Annotated in this window: 13 protein-coding genes and 1 tRNA gene; 8 read left to right on the top strand and 6 right to left on the bottom strand. The window is 73.1% G+C overall.

Annotated elements, in window-relative coordinates; translation table 11 throughout:
* Positions 1-12 precede the first annotated feature (12 nt).
* Positions 13-1,005, top strand: coding sequence for a 23S rRNA (guanosine(2251)-2'-O)-methyltransferase RlmB (gene rlmB, locus ACQFYA_RS17330; RefSeq protein ID WP_499126225.1), 993 nt, complete (start codon positions 13-15; stop codon positions 1,003-1,005).
* Positions 1,006-1,148: 143 nt separating this feature from the next.
* Here rlmB and ACQFYA_RS17325 read toward each other — a convergent pair whose 3' ends face one another.
* The 4 genes from ACQFYA_RS17325 to ACQFYA_RS17310 all read right to left on the bottom strand — a co-directional run bounded on the left by ACQFYA_RS17325 (position 1,149) and on the right by ACQFYA_RS17310 (position 6,268).
* The gene (locus ACQFYA_RS17325) at positions 1,149-2,444 is read right to left on the bottom strand and encodes a DUF4032 domain-containing protein (RefSeq protein WP_499126223.1); all 1,296 of its coding nucleotides are present in this window, start codon (positions 2,442-2,444) and stop codon (positions 1,149-1,151) included.
* Positions 2,445-2,593: 149 nt separating this feature from the next.
* The gene (locus ACQFYA_RS17320; protein WP_499126222.1) at positions 2,594-3,706 is read right to left on the bottom strand and encodes an ABC transporter ATP-binding protein; all 1,113 of its coding nucleotides are present in this window, start codon (positions 3,704-3,706) and stop codon (positions 2,594-2,596) included.
* Between the two features lie 214 nt (positions 3,707-3,920).
* Entirely contained in the window at positions 3,921-4,754 is an 834-nt protein-coding gene (gene otsB / locus ACQFYA_RS17315) for a trehalose-phosphatase (RefSeq protein WP_499126221.1), read from the bottom strand.
* Positions 4,755-4,768: 14 nt separating this feature from the next.
* Positions 4,769-6,268: an alpha,alpha-trehalose-phosphate synthase (UDP-forming) gene (locus ACQFYA_RS17310; protein WP_499126219.1), complete on the bottom strand. Its 1,500-nt coding sequence runs from the start codon at positions 6,266-6,268 to the stop codon at positions 4,769-4,771.
* 145 nt (positions 6,269-6,413) lie between these two features.
* Here ACQFYA_RS17310 and ACQFYA_RS17305 point away from each other — a divergent pair, with 145 nt between their 5' ends.
* The 3 genes from ACQFYA_RS17305 (at position 6,414) to ACQFYA_RS17295 (ending at position 9,477) form a co-directional block, all read left to right on the top strand.
* Entirely contained in the window at positions 6,414-8,375 is a 1,962-nt protein-coding gene (locus tag ACQFYA_RS17305) for a serine/threonine-protein kinase (RefSeq protein ID WP_499126217.1), read from the top strand.
* 159 nt (positions 8,376-8,534) lie between these two features.
* Positions 8,535-9,332 carry a DsbA family protein gene (locus ACQFYA_RS17300; protein ID WP_499126215.1) on the top strand — a complete coding sequence of 266 codons (798 nt, stop codon included), beginning with the start codon at positions 8,535-8,537 and terminating at the stop codon, positions 9,330-9,332.
* Positions 9,333-9,401: 69 nt separating this feature from the next.
* Positions 9,402-9,477, top strand: a tRNA-Thr gene (locus ACQFYA_RS17295).
* A 20-nt stretch (positions 9,478-9,497) separates the two neighbouring features.
* Here ACQFYA_RS17295 and ACQFYA_RS17290 read toward each other — a convergent pair.
* Together ACQFYA_RS17290 and ACQFYA_RS17285 are read right to left on the bottom strand one after the other, a co-directional pair.
* Positions 9,498-10,298, bottom strand: a complete 801-nt coding sequence (locus ACQFYA_RS17290; RefSeq protein ID WP_499127585.1) for an SGNH/GDSL hydrolase family protein — start codon at positions 10,296-10,298, stop codon at positions 9,498-9,500.
* Between the two features lie 155 nt (positions 10,299-10,453).
* A complete protein-coding gene (locus tag ACQFYA_RS17285; RefSeq protein WP_499127583.1) occupies positions 10,454-11,104 on the bottom strand; it encodes a uracil-DNA glycosylase in 651 nt (216 codons plus the stop codon).
* 184 nt (positions 11,105-11,288) lie between these two features.
* Here ACQFYA_RS17285 and ACQFYA_RS17280 point away from each other — a divergent pair, with 184 nt between their 5' ends.
* The 4 genes from ACQFYA_RS17280 to groL all read left to right on the top strand — a co-directional run bounded on the left by ACQFYA_RS17280 (position 11,289) and on the right by groL (position 14,701).
* Positions 11,289-11,630: a DUF3263 domain-containing protein gene (locus ACQFYA_RS17280; protein ID WP_499126214.1), complete on the top strand. Its 342-nt coding sequence runs from the start codon at positions 11,289-11,291 to the stop codon at positions 11,628-11,630.
* A 93-nt stretch (positions 11,631-11,723) separates the two neighbouring features.
* Complete coding sequence (locus ACQFYA_RS17275) at positions 11,724-12,395, top strand: LytR C-terminal domain-containing protein (RefSeq protein ID WP_499126212.1); 672 nt, start codon at positions 11,724-11,726, stop codon at positions 12,393-12,395.
* A gap of 136 nt (positions 12,396-12,531) precedes the next feature.
* Complete coding sequence (locus ACQFYA_RS17270; RefSeq protein WP_499126210.1) at positions 12,532-12,735, top strand: cold-shock protein; 204 nt, start codon at positions 12,532-12,534, stop codon at positions 12,733-12,735.
* A 340-nt stretch (positions 12,736-13,075) separates the two neighbouring features.
* Positions 13,076-14,701 carry a chaperonin GroEL gene (groL, locus tag ACQFYA_RS17265; protein ID WP_499126208.1) on the top strand — a complete coding sequence of 542 codons (1,626 nt, stop codon included), beginning with the start codon at positions 13,076-13,078 and terminating at the stop codon, positions 14,699-14,701.
* Positions 14,702-14,704: the final 3 nt, after the last annotated feature.

The raw sequence follows: 14,704 nt of genomic DNA, 5'->3' as shown, positions 1-14,704 counted from the left end.
AGAAGAGACACCATGGCAGGCAACACCCGGCGCCCCGGCGCCGTCCGCAAGGCCGGCAGCAAGAAGGGCGCGCAGGTCGGCACCGGCGGCCACGGCCGCAAGTCGCTCGAGGGCAAGGGGCCGACGCCGAAGGCGGAGGACCGCACCTACCACCCCGCGCACAAGCGCAAGGCGGCCGCCGAGAAGCGCGAGGTCGCGCAGGACCGGAAGGGCGCGAGCAAGGGCGTCGTCCGCGGCACCCGCCGGCCCACGGGCGGCGCCGAGGTGGTCGCGGGCCGCAACGCGGTGCTCGAGGCGCTGCGCACCGACGTGCCCGTCACCGCGGTGCACGTCGCCGCGCGCATCGACCACGACGACCGCACCCGCGAGATCCTCGAGCTCGCCTCCGCCCGGTCGGTCCAGCTGCTCGAGGTGAGCCGCACCGAGCTCGACCACCTCACCGAGGGGTCCGTGCACCAGGGCGTCGCCGCGCAGGTGCCGCCGTACGACTACGCCGACGTCGAGGACCTGCTCGACGCCGCGGCCGCGGCCGGGCAGGCGCCCCTGTTCGTCGCGCTCGACGGCGTCACCGACCCGCGCAACCTCGGCGCCGTGCTCCGCTCCGCCGGGGCCTTCGGCGCGCACGGCGTCATCGTGCCGTCGCGCCGCTCCGCCGGCGTCACCGCGTCGGCGTGGAAGGTGTCCGCGGGCGCGGCCGCGCGGGTGCCCGTCGCCAAGGTGACGAACCTGTCCCGCACGCTGGCCGACCTGAAGAAGTCGGGCGCCTTCGTCGTCGGCCTCGACGCCGGCGGCGACACCGAGGTGCGCGGCCTTGCGTTCGCCACCGACCCGCTGGTCCTCGTCGTCGGGTCCGAGGGCCACGGGCTCTCCCGCCTCGTCCGCGAGACCTGCGACGCCGTGGCGTCGATCCCCATCTCCTCCGACGTCGAGTCGCTCAACGCCGGCGTCGCCGCGGGGATCACGCTGTACGAGGTGGCCCAGGCCCGCCAGGCCGCCGCGGAGTAATAGCCGCCGCCTCGCCGAGGTAGTGCAGAAGTCGCCGAGGTAGTTCGACAATCGCCGAGGTAGTGGTCCAGACCACTACCTCGGCGATTGTCGAACTACCTCGCGGAGCCTGGGACTATCTCGGCGATTGGTGGACTACCCCGTCAGGTGGAGAGGTGGAAGTGGTCGTCCTCGGGGGCGGCCTCCGGGCCGGCGTCGAGGTCCGCCTCGGGATCCTGCTCGCCGGGCGGGAGGCCCAGGATGGCCTTCTCGTCGGGGCGGTGACGCAGCACGTGCTCCACGTAGGACGCCGTGGCCTCGGGCATGGGGACGTCGCGGCCGGCCTGCTCGGAGATGAACCAGCGGTGGTCGAGGATCTCGTGGAACAGCTGCGCCGGCTCGAGCTTGCGGCGCAGCTCGCGGGGGACGGCGCGGATGGTCGGCTGGAAGACGTTCTGCGACCAGTCGTGCGCCACCATCTGCGGGTCGTCCTCCTGCCGGTCCGTGGCGGCCACGTAGGAGTCGAGGTCGTTGAGCAGGCGGCGGGCCTGGTTGTCCTGCACGTCCAGGCCGGTGAGCCGGAAGAGGCGCCGTGAGTGGTGGCCGGCGTCGACCACCTGGGGCTGGATGCGCACGGTGGTGCCGTCGATGTCGGTGGTGATGGACAGCTCGCCGACGTCGAAGCCCAGGTCGTTGAGCCGGTCGATGCGGGCCGCGACCCGCCAGCGCTCGTCGGCGCCGAACGACTCGACCCCCGTGAGGGCCTCCCACAGCTCCGTGTACCGGGAGACCAGGGCGTCGCCGATGGCGAGCTCGTCCACCTCCTCGTCGAGCAGCTCACCGGCCGCGAGGTCCATGAGCTCGCCGATGATGTTGGTGCGGGCCAGGTCGACGTCGTACTCGCGCTGGCCGCGGGAGAGCTCGCGGTGCAGGTCGCCCGTCTCGGCGTCCACGAGGTACGCGGCGAACTGGTGGGCGTCGCGCCGGAACAGCGTGTTCGACAGCGAGACGTCGCCCCAGTAGAAGCCGACCAGGTGCACGCGCACCAGCAGCACGGCGAGCGCGTCGATGAGCCGGGCCGCCGTGTCGGGGCGCAGGGCCTGGCTGAACACGGCGCGGTACGGCAGGGAGAACGCCAGGTGCTCCGTGACGAGCGCCGCCTCGAGCGGCTCCCCGGCGTCGTCGCGCCGGCCCGTCACGACGCCCACGGGCCGCACCGACGGGATCTCGAGCTTGCGCAGCTGGCGCAGCAGCTCGTACTCGCGGAACGCCACCTTCTCGCTGATCTCCTTGATCGCGAGCACCCGGCCGTCGAGGCGCACGAACCGCACGACGTGCCGGGAGATGCCGCGGGGGAGCGCGGCGAGGACGTCGGCGGGCCACTCCGCCAGCGGCGTGCGCCACGGCAGGTCGAGCAGCGCGGAGTCCGGCGTCGCCGAGGTGATCTGCAGCTGTTCCACGACTCCTCCTAGCGGTGATGAGCATGGCAGTGGCCCACTTCTGACCCGGGAAGTAGGCCGTCTCCCTGCGCACAGCGATCCGGATGGTCAGGGTACGCGACGAGGGGCGGGCCCGGCAGCAGCCGGACCCGCCCCTCGCGGTGGTGCGATCAGCTGAGGCGGTTGCCCGTCGCAGCCGAGAACAGGTGCGCCTGGCCCGGCTTGATCGTCACGTTGATCGTGTCGCCCTTCATGGGGACGTTCCGCGGGTCGATGCGCACGATGACCTGGTCCGAGGAGCCGGAGTGCAGGTCAGCGGTGCTGCTCTGCAGGTCGCCGTACACGAACGCGTCGGAGCCGAGCTCCTCGACGAGGTTGACCTTGACCTGGAACGCGCCCTGCGAGCCCTCGCTGACGACGTCCAGCGCCTCGGGACGGAACCCGACGGTGATCTTGCCGCCGTCGGCGTCCGTGAGCTGGTCGATGATCGAGCGCTCGAGCGGGACGCTCGCGGCGCCGAGGACGGCGGAGCCGTCCTTGATCTCGAAGGTGCCGAGGTTCATGGCCGGCGAGCCGATGAAGCCCGCGACGAAGACGTTCTGCGGGGTGTCGTACATCTCGCGCGGCGTGCCGACCTGCTGCAGCAGACCACCCGAGAGCACCGCGATGCGGTCGCCCATGGTGAGGGCCTCGGTCTGGTCGTGCGTCACGTAGACGGTCGTGACGCCGAGGCGGCGCTGCAGCGACGCGATCTGCGTACGGGTCTGGACGCGGAGCTTGGCGTCGAGGTTCGACAGCGGCTCGTCCATGAGGAACACCTGCGGCTGGCGCACGATGGCGCGGCCCATGGCGACACGCTGGCGCTGACCACCGGAGAGCGCCTTCGGCTTGCGGTCCAGGTACTCGGTGAGGTCGAGGATCTTGGCGGCCTCCTCGACCCGCTGGCGGATCTCGGCCTTGGGGGTGCCGGCGATCTTCAGCGCGAAGCCCATGTTGTCCGCGACGGACATGTGCGGGTACAGCGCGTAGTTCTGGAACACCATCGCGATGTCGCGGTCCTTCGGCTGGACGTCCGTGACGTCGCGGTCGCCGATGAGGATGCTGCCACCGTTGACGTCCTCCAGGCCGGCGAGCATGCGCAGCGAGGTGGACTTTCCGCAGCCCGACGGGCCGACGAGGACGAGGAACTCGCCGTCCTCGATGTGCAGGTTGAGCTGGTCGACGGCCGGGCGCTCAGTGCCCGGGTAGACGCGCGTCGCGTGGTCGAAAGTGACCGTTGCCATGGTTGCAATCCCTCCACCGGCAGGTACGTGCCGGACGATCCGTTGTGGGTGGGTGCCGTTGCTTTCACGCTGACGTGTCGGCGGTGACACATTCTGTTGTCGCGCGCACCGTGAGCCTGGCCGGACGGCCTGTCTCGGTGTGCCGGGATGATCGTACATGCCCGCGACGTGAGTTCTGACACAGCCCAGGTCAGGACCCCGCCGGGGCCGGTCCTCAGCGTTCGAGGGCGTCCGCGAGGTCCTGCAGCAGGGCCGCCAACGCGTCCGAGTCCGCCACGCGCTGTCCCGCGAGCGTCGGCCCCGGGCCCACCTTGACGCCGAGGTCGGTGGGGCGGAGCACGGCGAACGCGGCCTCGTCGGTGGTGTCGTCGCCCGCGTAAAGCACCCGCGCCCGCAGGTCGTCGGCGTCCTCCAGCTCCTCGCGCAGACGCTCGACGGCGATGCCCTTGGACGTGTCCACGACGGCGATCTCGACGACGTCCTTGCCGTGCATGGCGTGCAGCCCGAGGCGCGCCGCGAGGGCGTCGGCGTCCGCCGCGGCGTCGCCGGCGTCGCCCGGCCCGCAGCGGCGGGTGTGCAGCACGGCGGCGCTCGGCTTGTCCTGCACCCACGCGCCCCGGCGCCCGTCCACGGCGTCCTGCAGGCCCTCGCGCAGGCGCTCGAGGGTCGCCGCCTGCTCGTCCGTGAGCCGCAGCGGGACGGCGTCGACGCCGTGGGCCGTGACCTTGCCCGTCTCCGCGCCGTGGCTCCCGACCAGGTAGGTGCCGGCGGGCACGCCGGAACGCTCGGCCAGGTCGGTGAGGTTGCGCCCGGACACGAGCGCGAGCCGCAGCACGTCGCCGCCGGGCGGCGCGGGCCGGGCGGCCAGCGCCGCGAGCCGGTCCACCGCCGCGCGCGCGGCGGGCGTCATCGTCGAGGCCGACGGGTCGTCGACCAACGGGGCGAGCGTCCCGTCGAAGTCGAGCGCGACCAGACGCGCGCACCGCGCGGTCGACAGGTCGGCCCGGCCGGCGAAGCCGACCACCGCGGCACGGTCGTCCGCGCTCACAGCCGGGTCGTCACTCACCCGTGGCTCGACCGTGACGGCATGGCGGTGAGCACCCCGAGGAACGTCTCCGACCACTTGGCGACGTCGTCGGCCATCACCTTGCGGCGCAGCCGGCGCATGCGGCGCCGCTGCTCCCGCGGCGGCATGTGGGCCGCCGCGACGATGGTGTCCTTCATCCCGTCGATGTCGTGCGGGTTGACCAGCAGCGGCCCGGGGGCCAGCTCGTCGGCGGCGCCCGTGAACTCGCTGAGCACCAGCACGCCCTGTTCGTCCGAGCGTGCCGCGATGTACTCCTTGGCCACCAGGTTCATGCCGTCGCGCAACGACGTCACGAGCATGACGTCGGCCGCGAGGTACAGGGCGGCCATCTCGTCGGGCGGGTAGGAGTGGTGCAGGTAGTGGATCGCCGAGTGCCCGAGCTCGCCGAACTCGCCGTTGATGCGGCCCACGAGCCCCTCGACGTGCTCGCGCAGGTCCTGGTACGCGCCCACGTTCTCGCGGCTGGGGCTGGCCACCTGCACGAGCGTGGCGTGCTCGACGTCGAGGCGGCCGTCCTGCAGCAGCTCGCCGTACGACTTGATGCGGTGCCGGATGCCCTTGGTGTAGTCCAGGCGGTCGACGCCCAGCATCATGATCTCCGGGTCGCCCAGGTCGGCGCGGATCTCCTTGGCGCGGGCCTGCACCGCGGGCTCGCGCGCGAGCGCGTCGAAGTGGTGGGAGTCGATCGAGATGGGGAACGCCGCCGCGCGCACGTGCCGCGCGGGCCGGCCGTCCTCGTCCGCGACCGTGATGATCGGGCCGCGGGTGGTGTGCTTGGTGAGCCGCCGCACCGACCGGACGAAGTTCGACGCGTCGCCGCCGCGCTGGAAGCCGACGAGGTCGGCGCCGAGCAGGCCCTCGACGATCTGGGTGCGCCACGGCAGCTGCTGGAACAGCTCGACCGCGGGGAACGGGATGTGGTCGAAGAAGCCGATGCGCAGGTCGGGGCGCAGCTCGCGGAGCATCTTCGGCACCAGCTGGAGCTGGTAGTCGTGCACCCACACGACGGCGTTCTTCGCCGCCTGCGCGGCCGCCGCCTCGGCGAACCGGCGGTTGACGCGGCGGTACGCGTCCCACCACTGCCGGTGGTAGGTGGGCGGCGAGATGACGTCGTGGTAGAGCGGCCAGAGCGTGTCGTTGGAGAAGCCCTCGTAGTACCGCTCGATCTCGGGCGCGCTGAGGGCGACGGGCACCAGCAGCATGCCGTCCGCCTCAAAGGGCTCGTGCTCGAGGTCGGGGGCGCCGGACCAGCCGACCCAGGCGCCGTCCGCCTCGCGCATCACGGGCTCGAGGGCGGTGACCAGGCCGCCGGGCGACCGTTGCCAGTCCACCCCGCCCTCGTCGTCGACCGTGAAGTCGACCGGGAGCCGGTTGGCGACCACGACCAGGTCGTAGCCGTCCTTGCGGTGATGGCTGCTTGACGAACCTTTGGCTGTCAACGGACCTCTCTCCTGGATTTCGTGAGACGTCGTCATTCGTGGGACACCGTCTGCTCCGCACAGGGTACCGACGCCCCCAGCGCCTCGCTCCGGCTGACAGGGACCTCACCCGCTCGGAACCCGCCCGGAACCAGGCCGGTACGTCGCGCCTCGAGGTGCCCGGACGGCTACGGTGTGCCCCATGGGCGAGGTCGACGCGATGCAGGTCCCGGGGCGGGCCCCGGTGCCGGGCCCGTCGTCGGACGCGCACGACGACGGCGCCGGCCGGGACGAGAACACCGCGCGCGTGGTGCGGACGGGGCGGGACGGTGTCCTCGCCGAGGGCTCCGAGGTCGGCGGGTACACCGTCGTCCGGCCGCTCGGCAGCGGCGCGATGGGCGCCGTCTACGAGGCGGTCGACGGGGGTGGCCACGCCGTGGCCCTCAAGGTGCTGCACGCGCACGTCGACGCCGACCCCGCCGGCCGCGAGCGGCTGCGGCGCGAGGCGGCCGCCCTGCAGCGGCTGCGCCACCCCGCCGTCGCGCAGGTGCTGGACGCCGAGCTGGAGGGCCCGTACGCGTTCGTCGTGACGGAGCTGGTGGACGGCGTCACGCTGGAGGAGGAGGTCGACGAGCGCGGCCCGCTCGACGCCGCGGACGTCTTCTCCCTGGCCGACCAGCTCGCCGACGCGCTCGAGGCGGTGCACGACGCGGGCGTGGTGCACCGCGACCTCAAGCCGTCCAACGTCATGATCACCGCGCAGGGCCCCGTGCTCATCGACTTCGGCATCGCGCAGAGCCCCGGGGACGCCCGGACCACGTCGGCCGGGTTCGTCATGGGGACGCCCGGCTACATCGCCCCCGAGCTGCTCGACGGCGGCGCGCCCGAGGCCGAGACGGACTGGTGGAGCTGGGCCGCCCTGCTGTCGTTCGCCGCCACCGGGCGCTCGCCCTTCGGCGTCCGGCCCACCGAGCTGGTGCTGCGCCGCTCCCGCGAGGGGCGGCCGGACCTGGTCGGGGTGCCGGCCCGGACCGCGCGGGCGCTCGCCGGCGCGCTGCAGGCCGATCCGGCGCTCCGCTGGGGCCCCACCGAGGTGGCGCGCGCCCTGCGGCGCGACCTCGACGACGCGCTGGGCGGCGCCCCGGACCCGTGGACGGAGCCGGACGCCACGCAGCGGATCGCGCAGTCGGCGGAGACCCAGCGGGTCGGGCTGCCCACGCAGGTCGTGGCACCCGCGGCCGCCGCGGCACCCCCGCCCGCCTCGTTCGCGCCGGCGTCGACCGGTGCGGTCCCGACCGCCCCGCCGCCCCCACCGCCGTCGACCCCGCCGTCGGCGACGGGCCCGGTGTCCGTCGACCCGTCGTCCGTCGACGCCGGCGATCCCACGCAGACGATGACCGCCCTCGAGCGCGACCGGCTGCAGGCGCAGGACGGCGGCACCCGGGCGATCCCGGTCGGCGACGTCCGCTACAAGGGCTACGACCAGCTGGTCGAGGAGCTGCCCCTCGCGCCGGAGCCGCCCGCGCCGTACGTCCGGCCCGTGCACCGCCGCCGCACCGGCACCGCCTTCGCCGTCGCCCTGCCCCTCGTCGCGCTGGCCGCCACCCGGCCGCTCCTCGGGTTCGGCGCCCTCGTGGCGCTCGTGCTGGTGTGCCGCACGGTCGCGACGTCGGCCGACGGGCTGCACCGGCGCCGCGAGCACAAGGGCGTCCGCCGCTCCGACGGCGTGCTCGGCACCTTGACGTTCCCCTGGCACGCGCTCATGGGCGTGCTCGGGTCGATCCCCGCGGTGCTGGTCGGCGCGTGCGCCGGCCTGCTGACGCTGCTGGCCGGGTGGTGGCTCTTCGGCGCGGGCCACCTGATCGTGCTGCCGAGGGACGACCTGGAGGCGCGGTCCCAGGGCGGGATGAACGAGGACATCGTGTTCAACGGGATCCTGGCCGGCGTGATGATCGTCGCGCTGCTGGCCACCTGGTTCGGCCCGGCCGGCGGCACCGCGCGCGAGGGCGGCCGCATCCTCCTGACGCGCCTCGCGCCCGGGCGGATCGGGGCCGCCGTCGTGATCGTCCTCTGCCTGGCCCTGACCGTGATCCTCGTCGCACCCGTGCTGTCCGACCCGACGATCGACTGGTGGCCCATGAGCGGGCCGCCCTCCGTCCTCTGAGCGTGCGTCGCCGGTCGGGCCGGTCGAGACCCGTCACCGCCCCGCCCGCCCTCGGCCGACGTCCAGGTGGCGCGGGTAGGCTCTGCCCCGTCCGGCGCTGACGCGCCGTCCCGCCCTCCCGAAGACCTCGAGGACACGATGCCGACGAACAACCCGAACATGTCCAAGGCTCAGCGTCGCGACGCGGCACGTGCCGAGGCGCTCGCCCTGCGCGAGAAGGAGCAGGCGCGCGACAAGCGCAACCGGATCATCACCCTCTCGGTGCTGGCCGTCGCTCTGGTCGCCCTCGGCGTCGTCGTGTGGATGATCCTGCAGCAGGGCGCGAAGAAGAACGTCGACGACATCCCCCTCTCGCAGGCCACGCTGCCCTCGACGGCGCAGGACGACGGCGGCATCCCCGTCGGCGCGGACGCCGCGGCCGGCACGGACAACGGGGACGCCCCCGTGATCGACGTCTACCTCGACTACATGTGCCCCGTGTGCGGCCAGTTCGAGCAGGTGAACGCCGACAGCATCGACGAGATGACCGCCTCCGGCGACGCGACCGTCGTCTACCACCCGATCGCGATCCTCGACTCGCAGTCGCAGGGCACCGAGTACTCGACGCGCGCCGCGTCGGCGTCGGCGTACGTCGCGGACAAGGCGCCCGAGGCGTACCCGGCGTTCCACGCCGCGCTCTTCACGAACCAGCCGGAGGAGGGGACCGAGGGCCTCACCGACGAGCAGCTCGCCTCGTACGCGGAGCAGGCCGACGCGCCCGCCGACGTGGCGAGCGCCATCGAGGACGGGACCGCGCGGGAGACGTTCGGGCAGTACGTCTTCTCGGCGACCAGCACGATCCAGCAGGACGAGGGCTTCACCGGTACGCCGTACGTCCTCGTGGACGGCAAGGTCGTGCAGAACTGGAACGACCCGGCCGGGCTGCAGGACGCCGTCACCGCCGCCGCCGGCAGCTGACGCCGCACCACCCGCACCAGCGGGCGCGGCACGGCCTCCGGTGGTCCCGGTAGGCTGTGCCGCGCTCCCGCCGCCTTAGCTCAGCTGGTAGAGCTCCCGTCTTGTAAACGGAAGGTCGTCGGTTCGAATCCGACAGGCGGCTCCATCACCTCCGAGGCTGTCCCGCTACCTCGCGGACGCCGGCGGCCAGTCCGCGGGCTCGCCCCACTTGGGCGCGCGGCCGTCGCCGCTCGACGTGTGCCTGATGCGGCGCTGCACCCACGGCACGACGTGCGTGCGGGCCCACTGGGCGTTGGCGCGGGCCCGCTCCACGAACGCCTGCGGCGGCAGCGGGTCGAGCGCGACGGCGTAGTCGGCGTCGTCGGGCTCCAGGCCGAGGCCGACGAGCGCCGCGTCCGCGACGCGGCGGTGGCCCTCGGGGGTCAGGTGGATGCGGTCGTCGGACCACATGCGCAGGTCGAACAGGGGGTCGAGGCCCCACAGGTCCAGCACGTGGGCGCCGTGCCGCCGGGCGACGGACCAGATGTTCGCGTTGTACTGGCCGACCCGCCCGCGGGTCCAGCTCAGGCCCGCGCCGGCCTTGAACCCGGTGCCGAGCAGCACGTCGATGCCCGCGGCCCGGAGCTTCGCCACGCCCTGCTCGAGCCGCGCGGAGAGCACGTCGATGTCGGCCTGCGGGCGCAGAATGTCGTTGCCGCCGCCGACGAACGAGACCAGGTCGGGCTGCATCGCGAGGGCGACGTCCACCTGCTCGTCGAGGATGTGGTGCAGCAGCCGGCCCCGGATCGCGAGGTTGGCGTACCCCAGCGGGGGCGCGCCGGCGGCCGCGCGGCGCGCGGAGAGCGCGTCGGCGAGGCGGTCCGCCCAGCCGCGCTGCTTCGCCGCGGACTCGGTGCCGGCCGGGGCGGGGGAGCCGTCCGCGAAGGGGTAGGGGTCCCACAACCCCTCGGTGAAGGAGTCGCCGATCGCGACGTAACGCGCCCAGGTGGGGGTGGTCGCGTCGGGAGTCGTGCCGTCGGGGGCGGGGTGGGGGCGTGCGTGGTCACGTCAGCCATTGTGCTCCTCGACGCGCGGGACGGTTGTCCGGGGCGACGTCGCCGGCCCGTCCGGGCCGGGTCGGCTCAGGTCAGGTGCCAGTCCACCGGGTCGCCGCCCTGCGCCTCGAGCAGGGCGTTGACGCGGGAGAACGGGCGCGACCCGAAGAAGCCGCGGTACGCGGACAGGGGGCTGGGGTGGGCGCTCTCGACGGACGGGACGTCGCCCAGCCAGGGTTTGAGCGACGCGGCGTCGCGGCCCCAGAGGATGGCCACCAGCGGGCCGCCGCGGGCGACGAGCGCCTTGATCGCCGCCTCCGTGACCTGCTCCCAGCCCTTGCCGCGGTGCGACGCCGGGGTGCCGGGCCGCACGGTCAGCACGCGGTTGAGCAGCATGACGCCCTGGTCGGCCCACGGGCGCAGGTCGCCGTTCGACGGCGTCGGGACGCCGACGTCCTCGGCGAGCTCGGTGTAGATGTTCGCCAGCGACCGGGGCACCGGCCGCACCTGCGGCTGCACGGAGAACGACAGCCCCATCGGATGCCCCGGCGTGGGGTAGGGGTCCTGCCCGACGACGAGCACGCGGACCTCGGCGAGCGGCCGGGAGAACGCGGCGAAGACGTGCGAGCCGTCCGGCAGGTAGGTGCGGCCGGCGGCGACCTCGGCGCGCAGGAAGTCGCCCATCGCGTGGATCTGCGGCTCGACGTCCGCCAGCGCGGCCGCCCAGTCGGGCGCCATGACCTGGTCGAGGGGCGGGCGGGTGCTCGTCGTCTCCACGCGACGACGCTAGCGCACCCGTGACCGGGACCTGTCAGAGCCACGTCAGGGTGGAGGCGCGCGTGGCTCTGACAGTCCTGCGGGATCGCGGCGCGCGGGGCGACGTCGCCGGAAGAGGGGCGCGGAGGCGCCATACTGGGACGCCATGAGCGAGATCCTGGTCCAGGAGGTCCAACCGGACCCGGAGGCGTCGGGCACGACGGCGACCGAGCAGGTCGCGGCGTCGGCCGACGGCGACCTCTCCGACCGTGACCGCGAGATCCTCGCCTTCGAGCGGCAGTGGTGGAAGTACGCCGGGGCGAAGGAGCAGGCGGTCCGCGAGCTGTTCGGCCTGTCGGCGACGCGGTACTACCAGGTGCTGAACGCCCTGATCGACTCCCCGGCCGCCCTCGCGCAGGACCCGATGCTCGTCAAGCGGCTGCGGCGCATGCGCTCCACGCGGCAGCGCGCCCGCTCGGCGCGCCGCCTCTCCGACGGCCAGGCCTGACGACGCGCCGTCGACCGGCGCGGACCAGCAGGCCAGTCGGTTCCTGAGAGGGCGCTGGGCGGGCGGGCACCCGGAACGGCTACCCTGTCCGCCGTGAGCAAGAGCCATTACTCCTACCCGCCCGACGAGTTCGACGTCCGCGGGCCCGAGGGCACGCCGGTAGGCGTCCATCGTGAGCCGCGCAGCGGGTGGAGCTCCGTGTGGCCGTTCCTGCTGGTCGCCGTCGTGTTCGCGGGCATCGCCGTCGGCGTCGTGTCCTTCCTGTCCGACGACGGCACCGCGACGCCGCCCGCCGCGGAGCAGTCCGCGGGCGCGGGCACCCAGGAGCCGGAGGCGTCCGCCTCCGCCGACGCCGGCGAGGAGTCCCCGGCCGAGGGCGAGGAGAGCGAGGAGCCCTCCGACGGTTCCAGCGACGACGCGGCTGACGAGGCCACGGAGCTGCCGGGCGACCCGGGTGCCGCGAACCTCGAGGCGTCCGTCCTCGTGTTCAACGACGTCTCGGGCAGCGAAGCCGCCGGGCAGGCGGCCGCGGGGCAGGGCGCGCTCACGGACGCGGGCTTCACCGACGTCGCCGCGGCGAACGTCCCGGATGCGCTGGCGGGAGCGTACGAGGACAGCACCGTCCTGTACGGGGCCGACCGTGCCGACACGGCCAGCGCCGTGGCCGAGGCGCTCGGTGTCGACGCGGCGAACGTGCAGGAGTCGGACGACGTCTCCGCCAGCCCCGAGGCCGTGTGGGTGGTGCTCACGACGCCCGTCGGCTGACGTCGGCGCTGGTCCGGGGGCATCTCGCATGCCGACATACCGGACATCGGTGCTTCCCTTGCCGCGACCGCCGCTACTAGGCTCCCGTTCACCGTGGGGTGCCTGCCCTGCGGCCGAGGAGCACAAGGAGAGGTACATGGCCCAGGGCACCGTCAAGTGGTTCAACGCGGAGAAGGGGTACGGGTTCATCACCCCGACCGCGGGCGGGCAGGACCTGTTCGTCCACTACAGCGCCATCCAGTCCGACGGGTACCGCACCCTGGACGAGGGGCAGGGCGTCGAGTTCGAGGTCGGGCAGGGGCAGAAGGGGCCGCAGGCCGAGCAGGTCCGCCCCCACTGACCTCGGAGGCAGGCTGACGCACCACGAGGACGCACCACCGGAAGGCCGGTGCCACCGGACGCAGAGACGCGGACGGGGGTGCCGGCCTTCGTCGTCCCCGGGCGGCCACGCCCTCGGCGAACGTCTTGCACTCGCCACCCGAGAGTGCCAATAATGGGTTAGCACTCTCGGTCGTCGAGTGACAGCCGCCCCCTCGGGCGGTCTTCTCGTGGGCCGCGGGTGAAGCATTCGGGTCGTTCGGTGAGGCCCTCCGCGCGTGCGTGACCTGAACGCCGCGGGGTGGGTCGTCCGTCGCGGGCACCGGTCGGCCATCTCAGCCACCAGCGGAGGATCAGTCCCCATGGCCAAGATCATCGCGTTCGACGAGGAAGCTCGTCGGAGCATGGAGCGCGGGCTCAACCAGCTCGCCGACACCGTGAAGGTCACGCTCGGCCCCAAGGGCCGCAACGTCGTCCTGGACAAGAAGTGGGGCGCCCCCACGATCACCAACGACGGTGTCTCCATCGCCAAGGAGATCGACCTCGACGACCCGTACGAGAAGATCGGCGCGGAGCTCGTCAAGGAGGTCGCCAAGAAGACGGACGACGTCGCGGGTGACGGCACCACCACCGCCACCGTGCTCGCCCAGGCGCTCGTCAAGGAGGGCCTGCGGGTCGTCGCCGCCGGCGCCAACCCGATCGCCGTCAAGCGCGGCATCGAGAAGGCCGTCGAGGCCGTCACCGAGCAGCTGCTCAATGCCGCCGTGGACATCGAGACCAAGGAGCAGATCGCCGCCACCGCCGCGATCTCCGCCGGTGACCCCGCGATCGGCGAGCTCATCGCCGAGGCCCTCGACAAGGTGGGCAAGGAAGGCGTCATCACCGTCGAGGAGTCGAACACCTTCGGCCTCGAGCTCGAGCTCACCGAGGGCATGCGCTTCGACAAGGGCTTCCTCGCCCGCTACTTCGAGACGGACCCGGAGCGCCAGGAGGCCGTCCTCGAGGACCCGTACGTCCTGATCGTCGAGTCGAAGATCTCGAACGTCAAGGACATGCTCCCGGTGCTCGACCAGGTCATGAAGTCGGGCCGTTCGCTGCTGATCATCGCCGAGGACGTCGAGGGCGAGGCCCTGGCCACCCTGGTGCTCAACAAGATCCGCGGCACCTTCAAGTCCGTCGCCGTCAAGGCCCCGGGCTTCGGCGACCGCCGCAAGGCCATGCTGCAGGACATCGCGATCCTCACCGGCGGCCAGGTCATCACCGAGACGGTGGGCCTCAAGCTCGAGAACGCGACCCTCGACCTGCTGGGCCAGGCCCGCAAGGTCGTCGTGACCAAGGACGAGACCACGATCGTCGAGGGCTCCGGCGACGCCGAGCTCATCTCGGGCCGCGTCAACCAGATCCGCAGCGAGATCGAGAAGTCGGACTCCGACTACGACCGCGAGAAGCTGCAGGAGCGCCTCGCCAAGCTGGCCGGCGGCGTGGCCGTCATCAAGGCCGGTGCGGCCACCGAGGTGGAGCTCAAGGAGCGCAAGCACCGCATCGAGGACGCCGTCCGCAACGCCAAGGCCGCGGTCGAGGAGGGCATCGTCGCCGGTGGTGGCGTCGCGCTGATCCAGGCCGGTGCCGCCGCGTTCCCGAAGCTGGAGCTCGAGGGCGACGAGGCGATCGGCGCGCAGATCGTCGCCGCGTCGGTCTCCGCACCGCTCAAGCAGATCGCGATCAACGCCGGCCTCGAGGGCGGCGTCGTGGCGGAGAAGGTCAAGAACCTCCCCGCCGGCGAGGGCCTCAACGCCGCGACCGGCGTGTACGAGGACCTGCTGGCCGCGGGCGTCAACGACCCGGTCAAGGTCACGCGCTCCGCGCTGCAGAACGCCGCGTCGATCGCCGCGCTGTTCCTCACCACCGAGGCCGTCGTGGCCGACAAGCCGGAGCCGGCCTCGGCCGCCCCGGCCGGTGACGGCGGCATGGGCGGCATGGACTTCTGATCG

The sequence above is a fragment of the Promicromonospora sp. Marseille-Q5078 genome (assembly GCF_050315395.1).
Lineage (GTDB): Bacteria > Actinomycetota > Actinomycetes > Actinomycetales > Cellulomonadaceae > Isoptericola.
Note: the sequence above shows the minus strand (reverse complement) of the source record. Positions and strands in the feature narration are given on the sequence as shown.

What these genes read in the sequence shown, in the direction of transcription:
- rlmB (WP_499126225.1), top strand. Translation starts at nt 13, where the DNA reads ATGGCAGGCAACACCCGGCGCCCCGGCGCCGTCCGCAAGGCCGGCAGC.
- ACQFYA_RS17320 (WP_499126222.1), bottom strand. Translation starts at nt 3,706, where the DNA reads ATGGCAACGGTCACTTTCGACCACGCGACGCGCGTCTACCCGGGCACT.
- ACQFYA_RS17310 (WP_499126219.1), bottom strand. Translation starts at nt 6,268, where the DNA reads ATGACGACGTCTCACGAAATCCAGGAGAGAGGTCCGTTGACAGCCAAA.
- ACQFYA_RS17305 (WP_499126217.1), top strand. Translation starts at nt 6,414, where the DNA reads ATGGGCGAGGTCGACGCGATGCAGGTCCCGGGGCGGGCCCCGGTGCCG.
- ACQFYA_RS17300 (WP_499126215.1), top strand. Translation starts at nt 8,535, where the DNA reads ATGTCCAAGGCTCAGCGTCGCGACGCGGCACGTGCCGAGGCGCTCGCC.
- ACQFYA_RS17285 (WP_499127583.1), bottom strand. Translation starts at nt 11,104, where the DNA reads ATGGCGCCCGACTGGGCGGCCGCGCTGGCGGACGTCGAGCCGCAGATC.
- ACQFYA_RS17280 (WP_499126214.1), top strand. Translation starts at nt 11,289, where the DNA reads ATGAGCGAGATCCTGGTCCAGGAGGTCCAACCGGACCCGGAGGCGTCG.
- ACQFYA_RS17270 (WP_499126210.1), top strand. Translation starts at nt 12,532, where the DNA reads ATGGCCCAGGGCACCGTCAAGTGGTTCAACGCGGAGAAGGGGTACGGG.
- groL (WP_499126208.1), top strand. Translation starts at nt 13,076, where the DNA reads ATGGCCAAGATCATCGCGTTCGACGAGGAAGCTCGTCGGAGCATGGAG.